The sequence below is a fragment of the Serratia entomophila genome (genome assembly GCF_021462285.1).
Classification (GTDB): domain Bacteria; phylum Pseudomonadota; class Gammaproteobacteria; order Enterobacterales; family Enterobacteriaceae; genus Serratia; species Serratia entomophila.
This window is the reverse complement of the sequence record NZ_CP082787.1, coordinates 3544940-3561892: the sequence shown is the minus strand read 5'-3', so window position 1 is coordinate 3561892 and position 16953 is coordinate 3544940. Positions and strand designations below refer to the sequence as shown.

General features: G+C 60.1%; 16 protein-coding genes. 7 read left to right on the top strand and 9 right to left on the bottom strand.

Translation table 11 applies throughout. From position 1 onward, the window contains the following. Positions 1-348 precede the first annotated feature (348 nt). Positions 349-1584 (top strand): Nramp family divalent metal transporter, encoded by a 1236-nt coding sequence (locus tag KHA73_RS17260; protein ID WP_234585622.1) that lies wholly within the window; start codon positions 349-351, stop codon positions 1582-1584. 42 nt (positions 1585-1626) lie between these two features. On the opposite strand, the gene KHA73_RS17255 is transcribed toward KHA73_RS17260, so the two are convergent. The 3 genes from KHA73_RS17255 to KHA73_RS17245 form a co-directional block, all read right to left on the bottom strand. Continuing rightward, the gene (locus tag KHA73_RS17255; RefSeq protein ID WP_234585621.1) at positions 1627-2043 is read right to left on the bottom strand and encodes a DUF2502 domain-containing protein; all 417 of its coding nucleotides are present in this window, start codon (positions 2041-2043) and stop codon (positions 1627-1629) included. 221 nt (positions 2044-2264) lie between these two features. Beyond that, complete coding sequence (mgrA, locus tag KHA73_RS17250; protein WP_234585620.1) at positions 2265-3254, bottom strand: L-glyceraldehyde 3-phosphate reductase; 990 nt, start codon at positions 3252-3254, stop codon at positions 2265-2267. 82 nt (positions 3255-3336) lie between these two features. Then, a complete protein-coding gene (locus tag KHA73_RS17245) occupies positions 3337-4215 on the bottom strand; it encodes a LysR family transcriptional regulator (protein WP_234585619.1) in 879 nt (292 codons plus the stop codon). 99 nt (positions 4216-4314) lie between these two features. Between KHA73_RS17245 and KHA73_RS17240 the strand changes: the two genes are divergently transcribed. Then, on the top strand, positions 4315-4767 hold the full coding sequence (locus tag KHA73_RS17240) for a multidrug/biocide efflux PACE transporter (protein WP_234585618.1): 453 nt from the start codon (positions 4315-4317) through the stop codon (positions 4765-4767). 67 nt (positions 4768-4834) lie between these two features. Further along, positions 4835-5527 (top strand): aspartate/glutamate racemase family protein, encoded by a 693-nt coding sequence (locus KHA73_RS17235; protein ID WP_234585617.1) that lies wholly within the window; start codon positions 4835-4837, stop codon positions 5525-5527. Here KHA73_RS17235 and KHA73_RS17230 read toward each other — a convergent pair. Continuing rightward, positions 5524-6771, bottom strand: a complete 1248-nt coding sequence (locus tag KHA73_RS17230) for an ion channel protein (RefSeq protein WP_234585616.1) — start codon at positions 6769-6771, stop codon at positions 5524-5526. The genes KHA73_RS17235 and KHA73_RS17230 overlap by 4 nt on opposite strands. Positions 6772-7094: 323 nt before the next feature. On the opposite strand from KHA73_RS17230, the gene glk reads away from it, so the two are divergent. Then, positions 7095-8057, top strand: coding sequence for a glucokinase (glk, locus tag KHA73_RS17225; protein ID WP_234585615.1), 963 nt, complete (start codon positions 7095-7097; stop codon positions 8055-8057). Between the two features lie 45 nt (positions 8058-8102). Here the strand turns inward: glk and KHA73_RS17220 are convergent, their stop codons facing one another. Together KHA73_RS17220 and KHA73_RS17215 are read right to left on the bottom strand one after the other, a co-directional pair. Beyond that, positions 8103-8798 carry an alpha/beta fold hydrolase gene (locus KHA73_RS17220; RefSeq protein WP_234585614.1) on the bottom strand — a complete coding sequence of 232 codons (696 nt, stop codon included), beginning with the start codon at positions 8796-8798 and terminating at the stop codon, positions 8103-8105. A 313-nt stretch (positions 8799-9111) separates the two neighbouring features. Next, a complete protein-coding gene (locus KHA73_RS17215) occupies positions 9112-10338 on the bottom strand; it encodes an L-lactate MFS transporter (protein WP_234585613.1) in 1227 nt (408 codons plus the stop codon). 396 nt (positions 10339-10734) lie between these two features. Between KHA73_RS17215 and KHA73_RS17210 the strand changes: the two genes are divergently transcribed. After that, positions 10735-11067: a DUF2502 domain-containing protein gene (locus tag KHA73_RS17210; RefSeq protein WP_234585612.1), complete on the top strand. Its 333-nt coding sequence runs from the start codon at positions 10735-10737 to the stop codon at positions 11065-11067. 4 nt (positions 11068-11071) lie between these two features. On the opposite strand, the gene KHA73_RS17205 is transcribed toward KHA73_RS17210, so the two are convergent. The 3 genes from KHA73_RS17205 to KHA73_RS17195 form a co-directional block, all read right to left on the bottom strand. Then, a complete protein-coding gene (locus tag KHA73_RS17205) occupies positions 11072-11806 on the bottom strand; it encodes a LytR/AlgR family response regulator transcription factor (RefSeq protein ID WP_234585610.1) in 735 nt (244 codons plus the stop codon). Continuing rightward, entirely contained in the window at positions 11803-13494 is a 1692-nt protein-coding gene (locus KHA73_RS17200) for a sensor histidine kinase (RefSeq protein WP_314725572.1), read from the bottom strand. The genes KHA73_RS17205 and KHA73_RS17200 overlap by 4 nt, the downstream gene beginning before the upstream one ends. Before the next feature lie 107 nt (positions 13495-13601). Further along, the gene (locus tag KHA73_RS17195; RefSeq protein WP_234585607.1) at positions 13602-14846 is read right to left on the bottom strand and encodes a DUF1479 domain-containing protein; all 1245 of its coding nucleotides are present in this window, start codon (positions 14844-14846) and stop codon (positions 13602-13604) included. A 170-nt stretch (positions 14847-15016) separates the two neighbouring features. On the opposite strand from KHA73_RS17195, the gene KHA73_RS17190 reads away from it, so the two are divergent. Both KHA73_RS17190 and alaC read left to right on the top strand, forming a co-directional pair. Next, on the top strand, positions 15017-15556 hold the full coding sequence (locus tag KHA73_RS17190; RefSeq protein ID WP_234585605.1) for a GNAT family N-acetyltransferase: 540 nt from the start codon (positions 15017-15019) through the stop codon (positions 15554-15556). Positions 15557-15673: 117 nt separating this feature from the next. Further along, positions 15674-16903, top strand: coding sequence for an alanine transaminase (gene alaC / locus KHA73_RS17185; RefSeq protein ID WP_234585604.1), 1230 nt, complete (start codon positions 15674-15676; stop codon positions 16901-16903). Positions 16904-16953 lie beyond the last annotated feature (50 nt).

The following is a 16953-nucleotide window of genomic DNA, read 5'->3' as shown; positions in this document are numbered from 1 at the left end:
TCGGATGTCATTTTATGTAACGCCACGTTTAAAAACGAGACTTCTATAGCAAATATGGAAAATGATAGCGGGAATGTTCTTAAACTATTGCGTAAAAGCATAAAAAATCAAGATGTTAGTATATCCATATGAAATTCGTATTCTTGTGCTAACCTGTGTTTCAGGGGTATTGCGCCCTGAATGTCAGCCAACAAAGCACGGAAATGGGCAGGTTTGCCCTCCAACCTTTCGATAAAACCTAAATTCCCGCCTATTGCAGAGATAAGTTTTACCACGACAAATGCGCTTGATAATTATTATCATTTAGATAGAGTGGTGGTAAACGTATTATCAGTAAGGGTTCAACATATGCTGAACAGCCGCGTGGTTGAAACCACCCGCAGTTACCCGTCAAGAAAGGTCAAATTCTCGCTGATGGGCCCCGCATTTATCGCCGCCATCGGCTACATCGATCCCGGCAATTTCGCCACCAACATTCAGGCCGGCGCCTCTTTCGGTTACAGCCTGCTGTGGGTGGTGGTCTGGGCCAACCTGATGGCGATGCTGATCCAACTGCTGTCGGCCAAGCTGGGGATCGCCACCGGTAAAAATCTGGCGGAGCATATTCGCGATCGTTTCCCGCGCCCGGCGGTATGGGCCTATTGGGTGCAAGCGGAGATTATCGCCATGGCCACCGATCTGGCCGAGTTTATCGGCGCGGCGATCGGTTTCAAGCTGTTGTTGGGCGTTTCGCTGCTGGAAGGCGCGATCCTCACCGGCATCGCCACCTTCCTGATCCTCGGCTTGCAAAAACGCGGGCAGAAGCCGCTCGAGCGGGTGATTGGCGGGCTGCTGCTGTTTGTCGCCGCCGCTTATATCGTCGAATTGGCGTTTTCTCAGCCGCAGCTGGGGCCGTTGTTGCAAGGCATGGCGGTGCCGGATCTGCCCAACGGCGATGCGGTGTTCCTGGCCGCCGGCGTGTTGGGTGCCACCATCATGCCGCACGTTATCTATCTGCACTCTTCGTTAACCCAACACGGCGACGCCGAGAGCCGGGCCGATCGCTATGCCGCCACCAAGGTTGATGTCGCCATCGCCATGACCATCGCCGGCTTCGTCAATCTGGCGATGATGGCCACCGCCGCCGCCGCGTTCCACTTTAGCGGCCACAGCGGTATCGCCGATCTCGATCGCGCCTATCTGACGCTGCAACCGCTGCTGGGCCAGGCCGCTGCCACCGTATTCGGCCTGAGCCTGGTGGCCGCCGGATTGTCTTCCACCGTGGTGGGCACGCTGGCGGGGCAGGTGGTGATGCAGGGCTTTGTGCACTTCCATATTCCCCTGTGGTTGCGCCGTCTGGTGACCATGCTGCCGTCGTTTATCGTTATCATGATGGGCATGGACGCCACGCGTATTCTGGTTCTGAGCCAGGTGTTGCTGAGCTTCGGCATTGCGCTGGCGCTGGTGCCGCTACTGTCTTTCACCGGCAATAGGCAGTTGATGGGGGAAATGGTGAACGGCCGTTCGGTGCAGAATCTGGGCAAACTGATCGTGCTGGTGGTGGTTGGGCTGAACGGCTATCTGCTGGTCGGCGGCTTGCTGTAGGCGAGGCAATGAAAAGGCCGGCCTGATGCCGGCCTGCTGCTGTCAGTCATCATCATCATCATCATGGCCGCGGCGCCAGTGGTCGCGATCGTCGTGGTGTTTTTTCTTCTTCCAGTGGTGTTTATCGTGATGTTTGTCGTAATGCTTGTCGAACTTGCGATAGCGGCCATCGTGATAGTAGTAATTCTTGCGCCAGTAATCGTTGTCACGCCAGCGGTAGCCATCCCAGAAATAACCGCGCGGGCTGCGATCGCCCAGATAGCGGCCCTGGTGGCCACGCCACCAGTCGCGATCACGCCAGTCGTAACCGTCCCAGTAGCGGCCGCGGTTATCCTGATCGCCTATGCGCAATGAAACGCCCGGCATCAAATCGATGCTGACGCCTTCGGCGTGCGCTTGCTGTAGGGCGGGCAACGTTGCCGCCGCCAGCACGGCGGCCAATAGCAGAGGTTTAAACATGGCTTCTCCTTTGGTCGGCTTTATCGGTAATGAAGCGCGTTCATCAGTTTATAAAGCGACCTTATAATCATTTTTTTCTGCAACATCGGCATATTAGCGCTGGCGGATAGGGTTGAATCTGAGATGAACTCTGAAAAATCGATGGGCGTCAGGATTTAAGATTTGTCTGGAGCAAGGCGAGCGCCTTCGCCGGCAACAAGGCCGGCGGTTTTTGTAAGCGATTACATTAATATTTTCTCAATCAGCGCTATTTCGTCCTCATTGAAATGACGGTTGGCCAGCATGCCGACGGCGTCGTCGATCTGGCTGGTTTTGCTGGCGCCGATCAGCGCCGAGGTCACGCGATCGCCGCGCAGCACCCAGGCCAGCGCCATCTGCGACAGCTTCTGCCCGCGCTGCTGCGCCAGCGCATTGAGGCTGCGCGCTTTGTTCAGCCGCTCGTCGGTCAACTGCTGCGGCTGTAAAAACTGGCTGCCGCTGGCGGCGCGGGAATCCTGCGGAATGCCGTGCAGATAGCGGTCGGTCAGCAGGCCGCCGGCCAGCGGCGAGAAGGCGACCGCGCCGACGCCGTGCTCTGCCAGCGTATCCAGCAGCTCCGGTTCTACCCAACGTTCGAACATCGAATACTTCGGCTGGTGGATCAGGCAAGGGGTGCCGAGCCGTTGCAGAATGGCGAAGGCCTGGCGGGCGCGATCGGCAGGGTAGTTGGACAGCCCGACATACAGCGCCTTGCCCTGACGCACCAGCAGATCCAGCGCCGCCATGGTTTCTTCCAGCGGCGTGTCCGGGTCCGGGCGGTGATGATAAAAGATGTCGACGTACTCCAGCCCCATGCGTTTCAGGCTCTGATCGAGGCTGGCGACCAGGTATTTTTTCGAGCCCCAGTCGCCGTAGGGGCCAGGCCACATGGTGTAGCCGGCCTTGGAGGCAATAATCAGTTCGTCGCGCCAGCTTTTCAGGTCGCGATTGAGGATGCGGCCAAAGGTTTCTTCGGCGGCGCCGGGCGGTGGGCCATAGTTGTTGGCCAGATCGAAATGGGTGATGCCGTGGTCGAAGGCACAGTGAATCAGCTGGCGCGCGTTGTCATACAACGTGGTGTCGCCAAAGTTGTGCCACAGGCCGAGCGAGATGGCGGGCAGCTTCAAGCCGCTGCGGCCGCAGCGCCGGTACTCCATATTCTGATAACGCGCAGGGTCAGCTTGATAAAGCATACGGATCCTTATTGGCGGAGGTGAAAACGTATTTTAGTGTATGCGTTTTCACTGCTGCGCACAGCGCCGGCGATCACGCTCTTCACGCCTTTTGAACTTCGCCGCTTTCCAGCAACCGTTCCAGCATCCAGTACCCCGCCGGCCCCGGCGGGGTGAGCTTGGACCATACCGCATCCACCGATATCAGTCTGGGCCAGCCGCGCGGGCGCAGCTCGGTCAACTTGCCGTGGCCGTATTGTTGTACCAGCCAGTGCGGCAGCATCGCCCAGCCGAACCCCTGCTCCGCCATTTCCAGCAATAACAGATAGCTTGGGGCTGACCATACCAGGCCGCCCGAGCGGGTGGTTTCAGCGCCGGTATAGGTGTTCAGGATCAGCTGGCGGTTGCTGGATAACTGCTCCGGGGTGGGGGCGGCAACCTGCGCCAGCGGATGGCGGTGGGCGACGAACAGCCCCATCTCGGTTTGCTCCGGCAGGCGGGCGAAGGCGATATCCGGCGGGTAGTGTTTTTGCACCTCGACCATGCCCAAATGCGCGCGGCCGCTTTGCAACAGATCGATCACGTCGCCTTCTTCGGCGATCATCCACTCCAGCTCGATATCCTGATAGCGTTGCTCGAAGAGCTGCATGAGCCGGTCGTGGTGCTGCGGCTGGTAGGTGTCGGAGAACACCATGCTGAGGCGCGGCTCGATATTGCCCGCCAGCCGGATGCTCAGCGCATCGAGCCGCTCGCTGGCGGCGAGGATCTCCTGTACGTGCCCCAGGACCTTGCGGCCGGCGGCGGTCAGCACCGGCTGGCGCGCCTGGCGGTCGAACAGCGTCAGCGCCAGATCGGCCTCCAGATTGGCGATGGCGGTGCTGATGGTCGACTGGCTCTTGTGCAGCTTGCGCGCCGCGGCGGAGAAGGAGCCGAGGGCCGCCGCTTCGACAAACGCCTGTAATGCTTCCGGGGAATAGCGCATGACCTATCTACTTTATCGATGGAACCTATTTTTAATCTACCCAAAAAAACGATGATAATCACCTGGCATTATTAACAACAGTCAGAAAACAGGTGATGTATGCAACTGCAAAACAAGTCTTTCGTTGAACGTATCGTCCACGCCGTCGGCTTTGAGGCCATTGCCGTGATGATTTGCGCCCCGCTGGGCGCATGGCTGCTGAACCGTTCGATGGTGCAGGTCGGTGCGTTGGCGGTGATGTTGTCCACAGTCGCCATGGTGTGGAACATGGTCTATAACACGGTGTTCGACCGCCTGTGGCCGGTCAGCCGCGTGGCGCGGAATCTGAAAGTGCGGGTGCTGCACGCGGTCGGCTTCGAAGCCGGTTTTATCCTGATAGGCGTGCCGATCGCCGCCTGGATGCTGAACATTACCTGGGGGCAGGCCTTTATGCTGGAACTGGGCTTCTTCCTGTTCTTCCTGCCGTACACCATGCTCTATAACTGGCTGTACGACACGCTGCGCCAGCGCTGGTTCGAAGCGCGCCAGCCGATCAATTCCGGCGCCAAATAAGGCATCGTCAGCCCGGCGATTCTCAGGTAATGTCTGGGGATTGCCGGAGAAGGCTGAGGAGAAAACGATGAAAGTGTTGGGCTTGCTGGGCGGCATGAGCTGGGAATCAACCATCCCTTATTACCGCATGATCAACGAGCAGGTGAAGGAACGCCTCGGCGGCCTGCACTCGGCCAAAATCGTACTTTACAGCGTCGACTTCCACGAGGTTGAACGCCTGCAGCACCAGGGCGACTGGGCGGGGGCCGGGCGGCTGTTGGCCAATGCCGCCGCCGCGCTGCGCGCCGCCGGCGCCGAGGCTATCGTCATTTGCACCAATACCATGCATAAAGTGGCGCAGGCGGTCGAACAGGCCAGCGGGCTGCCGCTGATCCACATCGCCGACGCCACCGCGCTGCAGGTGTGCCGGCAGGGGATCCGCCGGGTTGGGCTGCTGGGCACCCGCTTCACCATGGAGCAGGATTTTTACCGCGGCAGGCTGCAGGAACAGCACGGCATTGACGTGGTCACGCCGGTCGCCGCCGATCGCGACATCGTGCACCGCATTATCTACGACGAACTGTGCCTGGGGAAAATTCACGACGCGTCGCGTGAAGAATATCGCCGGATTATCGGCACTCTTGAACAGCAGGGCGCGCGCGGCATTATTTTCGGCTGTACCGAGATTGGCTTGCTGGTCGGCGCGCAGGATGCTTCGGTGCCGGTGTTCGACACCACCGCCATCCATGCGCGCGCCGCCGCGGAGTATGCGCTGGCTTAATCGTCGTAGGGCGGTTGGCGCCGGTTCACCAGCATCAGGGGCTTGCCCGCCAGCACCAGCCAGGCGGGCAACATCACGATGCACAGCACCGGCAACAGGTGCAGTTCCGGCACCACCGCCACCGCCATAAACAGGCTGAGCCAGCCGTCGCGCGTAACCACCAGCACCAACCCCATGATGGCGCACGACACGGTGATCGCCGCCGGCACCGCAGGAACGTGCTGATGCAGCATCAGCCCCAGCGCCACGCCGACGAACACCGCCGGGAAGATGCGCCCGCCGCGAAAACCGCAGGCGGCGGCGATCACCAGCGCCGCCAGCTTGGTCAGCGTAATGGTCAGCAGCGCCGTTACCGAAAAGCTCTGATCGGACGCCAGCCGTTTCATCTCGTCCAGCCCTTTAAACAGGGTAATCTCGCCGCCGAACAGCGCCAGCACCCCCAGCAGAAAACCGCCCAGCCCGAGCATCAGCACCGGGTTTTTCATCGAATGGAACAGGCGGTGGAGGTGCGGGAAACACCACAGGGCGACCATGCCGAGGGCGATGGCGATCAGCGCCACCAGCGCGCCGCTGAAAACATCCGGCAGCCGGGTCACCTCGTAGGCATCGAGCTGCAGCGCAAAGTTCGGCGTGAAGAACAGCTGGGTGGTGACCGCGCCCGCCGCCGCCGCCATCAGCGGCGCGAACAGCCGATCCCACAGCGGCGTCTCGTTATTGCTCGCCAGGGTTTGCGAAAAAATCAGCGCCGCGGCCACCGGGGTGCCGAACAGCGCGCCGATGGTGCCGGCCGCCGCGAGGATGATCCAGTCCATGCGCGGCACCTTGGGCAGCAGGCGCGAACCGGCCGCCACTACCAGGGCGATATTGATGGCGGTAATCGGGTTTTCCGGCCCCAGGCTGACGCCGCCGGCCAGGCCGATAATCAGCGCCAGCCCGAGGCCGGGCAGGGAAGAGAGCGGCAGCGGCATGCCGATCAGCGATTCGGTGGCCGGGTCCGGCCCGCCGTGGCCGGGCATATAGCGCAGGATCAGCCCGACGGCGACGCCGGTCAGCGTCAGTATGCCAATGAGCCACCAGGGGGAAGCGGTATCGATGTTCAGGGCGGCCGGGATATTGACCCACAGCAGTTGCTGCAGCGCATCGGCGAATTTCATCACCAGAATAAGCACCAGGCTGGAGGCGGAGCCGATAATCAGCGCGGGCAGAGCAAAGGCCAACATGGCATTGGCGCGCGGGTGCAGCATGAACGATCCTCGTCGATGACCCCCTGAACGGCAGGGAGAAAGGGTGATTGGACGCAGGGCCTCAGCTTGCCAGACAAACGGCGCTCAGGCACGCACTGATATTGCCCGGCGCGCATGACGGTTAACAGCGGTTGCGGCACGTTTTTTGCCGCAATTTGTTTCAACGCGCGCTCCCGGCGGTGGGCTGGCGTCGGCTGAAACGTTTTTTGTGATCTGGATCGCTAATGGATGGCAGACCCGAGGATGGTGATTGTTGTTTTTGCGGCGGGATTTTACAGTGTGGGCAGTTTTCTATTTTTCATTTTGTTGCGGAGAAGATATCGATGACCTATGCCCTCGTAGGTGATGTTGGCGGCACTAATGCTCGCCTGGCGCTGTGCACTGTTGCGACGGGTGAGATTACCCAGGCAAAAACGTATTCCGGCCTCGAATTCGACAGCCTGGAGGCGGTGATCCGCCGTTATCTGCAGGAGCATGATATCGCGGTGCAGGACGCCTGTATCGCGATCGCCTGCCCGGTGACCGAAGACTGGGTGGCGATGACCAACCACAGCTGGGCGTTCTCCATCAAGGAGATGAAGGCTAATCTGGGGCTGAGCCATCTGGAAGTGATCAATGACTTTACCGCGGTGTCGATGGCGATCCCGATGCTGTCGCCGGACGACGTGCTGCAGTTTGGCGGCGGCAGCGCGCAGAAGGACAAGCCGATTGCGGTCTACGGCGCCGGCACCGGGCTGGGCGTCGCTCATCTGGTGCATGTCGACCGCCGCTGGGTCAGCCTGCCGGGCGAGGGCGGCCACGTCGACTTTGCGCCGAACAGCGAAGAAGAAGACGTCATTCTGGAGGTGCTGCGCGCCGAAGTGGGGCACGTTTCCGCCGAGCGGGTGCTGTCCGGGCCGGGCTTGGTCAACCTGTATCGCGCCATCGTCAAGGCGGACCATCGCCTGCCGGAGAAGCTGGAGCCGAAGGATATCACCGAGCGCGCGCTGGCCGACAGCTGCATCGACTGCCGCCGCGCCCTGTCGCTGTTCTGCGTGATCATGGGCCGCTTTGGCGGCAACCTGGCGCTGAACCTGGGCACCTTTGGCGGCGTCTACATCGCCGGCGGCATCGTGCCGCGCTTTATGGAATTCTTCAAGGCGTCCGGTTTCCGCGCCGCCTTTGAAGACAAGGGGCGTTTCAAGGATTACGTGCGCGACATCCCGGTGTTCATGATCACCCACGGTCAGCCGGGCCTGCTGGGGGCGGGCGCCCACCTGCGCCAGACGCTGGGCATGCATCTGTAAGCGCTTTATCGATAGCAAGGAAAAGATTGTCCATCTATCATTCGGTTACGTATGGATGGACTCTTCTAGCCATGTACTGACAACTTTTACCAATATTTCAGGTTGTTCAAGAGGCAACATATGTCCAGCGCCCTCTATGATGCGCAAAGTGGAAACGGGAAATTCATGTTGCAACGCCTCCGCATCAGCTAACGTTCTCAGTTCATCACCGGCTGAAGCAATGATTAATATGGGGCAGTGCAGAGTGCTCGACAAAGGGGGCGGGTTGTCGCGTTGCAACTTTAACTGACGGACAAATACTTCCGGTCCTAATCTCAGGCTCATGGCGCGGATGTACTCAACCAGGTGTTTATTTTCTCTATTGCATGCATGGAGCGATGTGCGAATAGTTGCGGGGCTGAGCCCGCCAAAAGACTCTTTGTTCACCATTTCAGCTGTGCGGGATTTTACTGCTTTTTGGCTGTCGCTATCTGGCTGATTCGACGTGGCAATAAGCACTAAGGCTTGGACCCTTTCAGGCGCTAAGCTGGCAATCCAGCGCGCTACATACCCACCTAAAGAAAATCCCACCAGAACAAATCGATTTGGTGACAGTGCAATATTATGCAGAGCGATTTCTCTGAGATCCTCCCCCTGTGAAATGTCTCCGTAAGTAATTACCCCTAGGGAAGATAACGCAGGTTTCATATCACGCCATAATGCTTTATCAGTCATAAACCCCGGAATTAACAGTAAGTTCACTCTTCCTCCTTGTTTAGAACAGATAATGAGACAAATGCCAGCCCCGGACAGCAAAGACACATATGAGGTTAGAGAAGATAAAAAGAAACTGGGTGAGTTTAATAAATCCACCACCAGAATAGCTCAGAGAAGCGGGGTTTATCGGGATATGGCCGGAATATTTCCTGCAAATATTCTCAATGTGTCAGATATAGCCTGTTAATGCGGGCACTGTAGCGGCGGTTGGACGTAAAATAAACGTCCAAATGCCAGAGAGTATCCGGCATTTGGAGTATATATCCAGAGAATGTATTCCCGGTTTTCACCTCGACTGTCAGGCTTTGGCCAGCTCCGCCGCCTGGCGGCCTTCCTCTTCCTGTTCCACCGCCTTCGGCGCCTTGATGAACAGGGTAATCAGCAGTGATGCAGCCGACAGCACGCCAATCACCATAAAGGTGGCGTGGAAGCCGCCGAAGTATTTGGCGACGAACGAACCGGCCAGCGCGCCCAGGCCGAAGCCCTGGTAGATGATGCCGTAGTTCTTGCTGTGGTTTTTCAGGCCGAAGAAGTCGCCGACAATCGCCGGGAATACGGTGATGTTGCCGCCGAAGCAGAAGGCTACCGCGCCGACGCAGATAAAGAACAGCGTATGGTTCAGGGTCAGGAAGCTCAGCGCCACAATCGCCAGCGCCGTCACCAGCATGGTGAAGCTGATGACGCGCATGCGGCCCACTTTATCGGACAGGGTGCCGAGGATGATGCGGCCGGCGGTGTTGAAGATGGCGACCGCCGAGACGGTGTTGGCGGCGGTTGCCAGATCCATCCCGGCCAGCTGCACGCCCATGTCTTTCACGATGCCGATCAGGTACAGGCCGCTCATGCAGGCGGCGAAGAAAATGATGAACAGCAGGTAGGCTTCTTTGGTGGCCAGCATCTGGCGCACGCTAAAGTCGTTGCCCAGGCCGCCTGCGCCTTGTTGCGCCGTGTTGGCCGCCAGCACCGGCTCTTTCAGCAGCAGTGAACCCAGCACGATCAATGCCATCACGATGGCGCCCCAGTAGAAGAAGGCGCCGGAGACGCCGACGTCGGCAATCAGTGCGGCGTTGACGTATTTGAACAACAGGCTGCCGCTGCCGAAGGCGCCGACGGAGATGCCGGAGATCAGCCCCTTGTTGGCCGGGAACCATTTAATCAGGTTGGACAGGGTGGAAATATAGGCGATGCCGACCGCGAAGCCCACCACCACGCCGGCCAGCAGGTAAATCATATCGAGTGAGCTGACGTGGGCGCTGGCGATCAACCCCAGGCCGACCAGCACGCCGGAGCACAGCGTCAGGTTGCGGATGCCGAAGCGCTCCTGCAGCTTGCCGGCGAACAGCGTGGCGAAGGCCAGGAAGAAGCTGGTGATGGAGAAGGTGGTGGCGACGTCCGCCAGGCCCCAATGGAACTTGTCGACCAGCGGTTGGTTGAACAGGCTCCAGGTGTAGATAGTGCCCAGGCCCATCTGGCAGATGATGGTGCCGAGGACGATTAAGCTGCGATTTGCCGGTTTGGTGTTCATGGCCGGTCTCCTTCCTGTGTGTGCGTTGCCGGGCGTCAGCCGTTGGCGGAAATTTGCGGGGAAATCTGCGGTCCCGCGGTATGGGCTTATTATATGGCTGGTAGTACCAGCGAACGGCGGATCGGGAATGAGTTGCATCGAGGAAGGAATGAAATGCATCTGGCGCTGCGTGAGTTGCCGTTTTAGGGGGTTAAAGGGGATGAAATGCCTTTGGCGTCACGTGATCTACATCAAAGATATCAACGATTTATTGTAAATCGGCGGTGATGAATTGTGGTGGAATTGTGAAGGATTTGTCTGAATGGCGTAAATCGGCATTGCTCCTATAGAGCGGCGGCGGGCGCGGGCCTATGTTATCCGGGAACGGACAGGTTCCGCTCTGCAGGAGTCCTTGAAATGAAAAAGATACTGTTGTTACTGGCGGCCATGCTGCCGTTGACGCTGCCGCTGGCGGGCCACGCAGGCGTATCTATCGGCGTCAGCGTGCCTGGCCTGTCGTTGCATATCGGCGATCGCGATAATCGCGGCCATTACTGGGACGGCGGCCGCTGGCGCGACCCGCGCTGGTGGTCTGAACATCGTGTCTATCAACGGCCGCGGGGTTACTACTACGGGCCGCCGCCGCGGGTTATCTACTATGGGCCACCGCGGCGCGAATGGCGCGATCGCCCGTATTACCGCATGTCGCCACCGCCGGGCTATTACTACCGCCCGGGGCCGCGCTGGTAAGCCGTTACAGGCGCATCAGCTTGCGGAATTCCTTCACCTTGCTGCGGCTGACCGGCACCTCAAACTCCAGGTCGCTCAGCCGCAGAATGTAGGTGTTGTTGAACCAGGGCACGATCTCGCGGATTTTCGACAGGTTGACGCAGTAAGAGCGGTGGCAGCGGAAGAAGTGCTCTTCCGGCAGGCGGCCGTAAAACTCCGTGAGGTTCATCGGCATCACAAACTCTTCGCGGCGGGTGTAGACCCGCGTCACTTTCTCATCGGCGGCGGCATAGTAGATGTCGTTGATGTCGGTGACGATGATCCGCTCGTCTTTGATCAGGTTGATGCTGTGGCTGCTGCGGCCCGGCGCCGCGCTGTGATCGGGGGCGCTGGCGGGGCGGCTGTGCAGCGCTTCCAGCTTTTGTAGCATGGTGACGATGCGCGCCTCGTGGTAGGGCTTGAGGATGTAGTCGAACGCCTCGATCTCGAACGCCTCTACCGCGTGTTCTTTATAGGCGGTGATAAACACGATCGACGGCCGATGGGCGAACTTGCTGATGTTTTGCGCCAGCAGCACGCCGTCCAGCGACGGGATGTTGATGTCGAGGAAAATGGCGTCGACCTGATGCGTCTGCAGGTACTTCAGCACGTCCAGCCCGTCTTCGAAGGTGGCCTCGATAACGATGTTGCTGTGCTTTTTGATCAGATAGCTGAGCTCCTCCTGCGCGAGGAACTCGTCTTCGACGATGATGGCTTTCATGAGGGCTCCCCAACGGGCAATGCGCCTTGTTCCGTCTGTAGTTTGCCGCCGTTTTTGCTGATGTAAAAGGCGATTTCGGTGCCGGGCTCCAGGCGGCGGATGCGCAGCCCTTCACCGTACAGCAGCGAAACGCGGTGATGCACGTTGAGCAGGCCGATATTGTGGCCCGGCATCTCGTTGCGCGCCACCCGCGCGATGGTTTCCCGATCGATGCCGTGCCCGGTGTCCTTGATCGAGATTTTCACCCGATCGCCGCGATCCTTCACCGCGATCACCACCACCCCCTTGCCCTTGCAGGGCTGGATGCCATGCACGATGGCGTTCTCCACCAGCGGTTGGATCAGCAGGCTGGGGATACGCACCGAAATATCGTCGTCGATGTCGTAAATCACCGTCAGCTTGGCGCCGAAGCGCGCCTGCTCGATGGCGATATAGTCCTGGATCTGGTGCAGCTCCTTGCGGATGTCGATCAGCTCGTCGTTCAGCTCCAGGTTATAGCGCAGGTAGCGCGACAGGTTGATGATCAGCTGGCGAGCGGTGTCCGGATTAAGGCGAATCGACGAGGAGATGGCGTTCAGCGCGTTGAACAGGAAATGCGGATTGATCTTGCTTTGCAGCGCGCGCATTTCGGCCTTGTCCGCCATCTGGCGCAGATGCTCTATGCGCGACACCTCCATCTGAGTGGAGATGATCTGCGACAGGCCGACCGCCATCACCTTCAGCGTGTTGGTGATTTGGTGGGCATGGCAGTAGTAAATTTTCAGCGCGCCGGTCACTTCGCCCTTTTCCCACAGCGGCACCACCAGCTGCGAGTGGATCTGCGGCGCGGCCGGGTTCTCCAGATTGTTTTTGATGATGATTTTGCCGTGGCGGATGCTTTCGCGGGTGACGCGGCTCAGCCCCTCGCGGCCGATCGGGTAAGCCTCCTGGCCCACGCCGACGTAGGCCAGCACCTGGTGGGTGTCGGTGATCGCCACCGCATCGGCCTGGATGTCCTGGCGGATGATCTGGCAGATGGTGCTCAGCGATTCGCCGTTGATGTTGCGGAAGTAGGGCAGCGTCTTGTGGGCGATATCCAGCGCCAGCTTGGCTTGGCGGGCGGCGATCACCTCCTTTTCGTCCTCGACGCTCTGCACCAGCAGCACGATCAGCCCGATGCACACCGTGCCGAGGATCATCGGCAAGGCTATCTGGGCGACGATATCCAGCCCGAGCGAGGTGGGGGTGGCCCACAGCGCGATCAGCAGCATCGTCAGGGATTCGCACAGCATGCCGCCGATGATGCCGGCGCGCCAACGCTGCTCTTTCTTCACTTTGAGGTTGATGTAGCCGGCGCTGATGCCGGCGATGATGCCGGTGATCAGGCAAGGCACCGAGGTAATGCCGCCGATGTCGATCAGATAACGGTGCACCCCGGCGATGACGCCGGTAATGATGCCCACCCAGGGGCCGAACAGGATGCCGCCGGCCATAATGGCGATCACCCGCACGTTGACCAGCGAGCCTTCGACGTTGATGCCGGAATAGGTGCTGAACAGCGCGAACAGCGAGAAAATCGCCGTGACGATGCCCAGCTCGAGCGGCGTATGGTCTTCTTTCTGCAGCAGTTGGCGGAACAGCCGGGTGCGGGTCAGGAAAAACAGGCAGATTAACATCAGTGCGGCGCGATCAAACACCGCTAACAGCATTTCAAAAAAAGGGTGCACGACGGGCTCTCGCGGCGGCGGACGAATAGCGCCAGTATATCACAGCGAGAGAAGCCGGTGGCGAGCGGGGGCGCGCCACCGGCGGAGGGTTATTTGATGCCGAGCTGCGCTTTGCCCAGCGGCGTCAGCAGGCTGAGGGTGGCGCGGCCGACGAAGTCCACTTCGAAGTCGTCGGGGGCGAAGTCCGGCGGCGTTTTGCCGGCGATAAAGCTCGGCAGCTGGCGCTGCAGGTAGGCGTCGTTTTTCGCACAGCCCGGCGCGGCGGCGATGTACATCACGTTGCTGTCGAACTCGCCGTTGTGCTCGTTTTCCACCGCGTGGATCACGTCGCAGTGCCAGAATACCGTATCGCCCGGCTCCAGATCGGGAATAGGGGAAATCCCACTGAGTAAAAGGGGATGCCATTGTTCCGAGATCGACAGCGCGCGGCCCGGCGCGGCGCCGCACAGATCGTCGTCGGCGACGTCGTCCTGCAGCGCGCGCAGCAGCACATAGGCCATGGCGTTGGCGACAGGCACCAGGTTGAGCGTGCCGGCGTTGGTGCGCTGCGGCGTCAGCGCCGTCCAGCCCTGGAAGGTGCGGAACATCGAGCACACCGCCGGCGAGGCTATCTCGCGCACTTCGGTGCGGCCGTCGGCGGCGAAGGGATCGTACTGCTGCCAGTTGCCGGAGAATACGTGGCGGTAAACGTAGCGGAAGTTTTCGTCCAGCCAGCGCTCGATGGTGCCGCTGTCGACGTGCGGCGACAGGCCCAGCGACGACGAGTTCGGCGGGCGGCGGCGGGTGCGATCGGCATAGGTGGCGACCCGCGTCGGGTCGAAGTGCTGCTTACCATTGCTCTCGGTTTGCCACAGGCTGTTGAGGAACACCTGCACCGCATGCATGCGCGCATCCTGCCGCGCTTCCACCTGCGGCTTCGACCAGTAAATGCCGTAGATCTGCGGCTTGCTGGCGGCCAGCTTGCCGAAGTAGTTGTCTTCGGCGGCGTTTTTCAGCCGTTCGACGAAGTTGTTGCGGTCGAGGTAGTCGCCGACCTCGCGGTTCCAGGCATCGGCTTTCTCGCGCGGAAACACGCCGCGGATGGCGCAGGCGCCGCGCTGCTTGATCAGCGCTTTTTGCTGCTCGCTGACGCGCTGCTGCAGAATGTCTTCGGCATCGATTTGCGGCACCGGATTTTGCCCGGCGGCCAGCTCCTGGCGGATTTGCTCCACCTGGCCGCGGATGTTGTCCTCCAGCGCCAGAAACACCTCGCGGTAGTTGGGCAACGCCTGGCGCAGCTGTTGTTTGACGCTTTTAATCGCTGCCGGAATGTCGTCGATGAGTAATGAAGCCATGGTGTTCTCCTCATGCCGCGTTCGCACGGCGGCGGGCAAGTTGTAGGGGACGAGGTAAGAGGTTATGGTTTTGTGGTTTTGACGTTAATGATTATCTGGATTTAATAGGGGAAAATAAAGGGATATCTTTCATTCGTAAGTTCCTCTTTTTCGTTTTTCGGAGATTTTGCATGAAGCTGAGTACGGAACGTTTGACCCTGCAGCCGATAATCGCCGACGACTGGCCGCTGTTCCTGCGCCTGTATCAGGATCCTGAGGTGATTCGCTATATCGCCGATCCGCTGACCGAGGCGGAAATCCGCACGCGGTTTGAGGCGCGGCTGCCGGCCTGGGATAAGCATGGGGACCACTGGCTGTGCCTGGTGATGCGCGAAAAGGCCGGCGGGGAGGCGGTGGGCATCACCGGTTTTCGCCCGATGTGGCTGCCTTGCCGGCAGGCGGAAGTGGGCTACGGCATTTTGCCGTCCGGGCACGGCAAGGGCTACGGCAAGGAATCGCTGCGGGCGGTGCTGGATTTTGGCTTCAACGCCTGCGGCTTCCACAAGCTGACCGCGACCGTCACCGAGGGCAATATCGCCTCGCGCCGCCTGCTGGAATCCTGCGGCTTCTTGCTGGAAGGCACGCTGCGCGACAACTTCCGGCTGGCGGGGCAGTGGCACGCTGACTGGCTGTTCGGGCTGCTGGCGGCGGAGTTTCGGGCGGGGCAATAAAAATATCGCGGCGGGTATCGACAATGTCGCCGCCGCTGCGATATGTTCGATATTCGACCCGAAAACGGGTCAGCGTCGCTCGGACGGTCCGGGCGCTAACGTCTCTTCGAGGAACCTATGGCTGATAACAGTCCACAACGCCGTTTTACGCGTATTGAACGCCTGCCCCCTTACGTATTCAACATCACCGCCGAACTGAAGATGGCCGCACGCCGTCGCGGCGAGGATATTATCGATTTCAGCATGGGCAACCCCGACGGCCCGACGCCGCCGCACATCGTGGAGAAGCTCTGCACCGTGGCGCAGCGCGACGATACCCACGGCTATTCCACCTCGCGCGGCATTCCGCGCCTGCGCCGCGCCATTTCACGCTGGTACGCCGACCGCTACCAGGTGGATATCGATCCGGAAAGCGAAGCCATCGTCACCATAGGTTCGAAGGAAGGGCTGGCGCACCTGATGCTGGCGACCCTGGACCACGGCGACACCGTGCTGGTGCCGAACCCAAGCTACCCGATCCACATCTACGGCGCGGTGATCGCCGGCGCCCAGGTGCGTTCGGTGCCGCTGGTGGACGGGGTGGATTTCTTCGGCGAGCTGGAACGCGCCATCCGCGAAACCATTCCACGGCCGAAAATGATGATCCTCGGCTTCCCGTCCAACCCCACCGCCCAGTGCGTCGAGCTGGACTTCTTTGAGCGGGTGGTGGCGCTGGCCAAGCAGTACAACGTGCTGGTGATCCACGATCTGGCCTATGCCGACATCGTTTACGATGGCTGGAAAGCGCCGTCGATCATGCAGGTGCCGGGCGCCAAGGATATCGCGGTAGAGTTCTTCACCCTGTCGAAAAGCTATAACATGGCGGGTTGGCGCATCGGCTTTATGGTCGGCAACCCCGAGCTGGTCAACGCGCTGGCGCGCATCAAGAGCTACCACGATTACGGCACCTTTACGCCGCTGCAGGTAGCGGCCATCGCCGCGCTGGAGGGCGATCAGCAGTGCGTGCGCGACATCGCCGAACAGTATCGCCAGCGCCGCAACGTGCTGGTGAAAGGGCTGCACGAAGCCGGTTGGATGGTCGAGAACCCGAAAGCCTCGATGTACGTATGGGCGAAAATTCCCGAGCCATACGCGCATCTCGGTTCGCTGGAGTTCGCCAAGCGGCTGCTGGCGGAAGCCAAGGTCTGCGTCTCGCCGGGCATCGGTTTTGGCGACTACGGCGACAGCCACGTGCGTTTTGCCCTGATCGAGAATCAGGACCGCATTCGGCAGGCGGTGCGCGGCATCAAGGCGATGTTCCGCGCCGACGGCCTGCTCAAGCCGGGCAAGGCCGGCACCGCCAAATAACCCCTGGAAGCCGGGCGTTCGCCCGGCCTTATTTTTATTGGCTCCTCAGG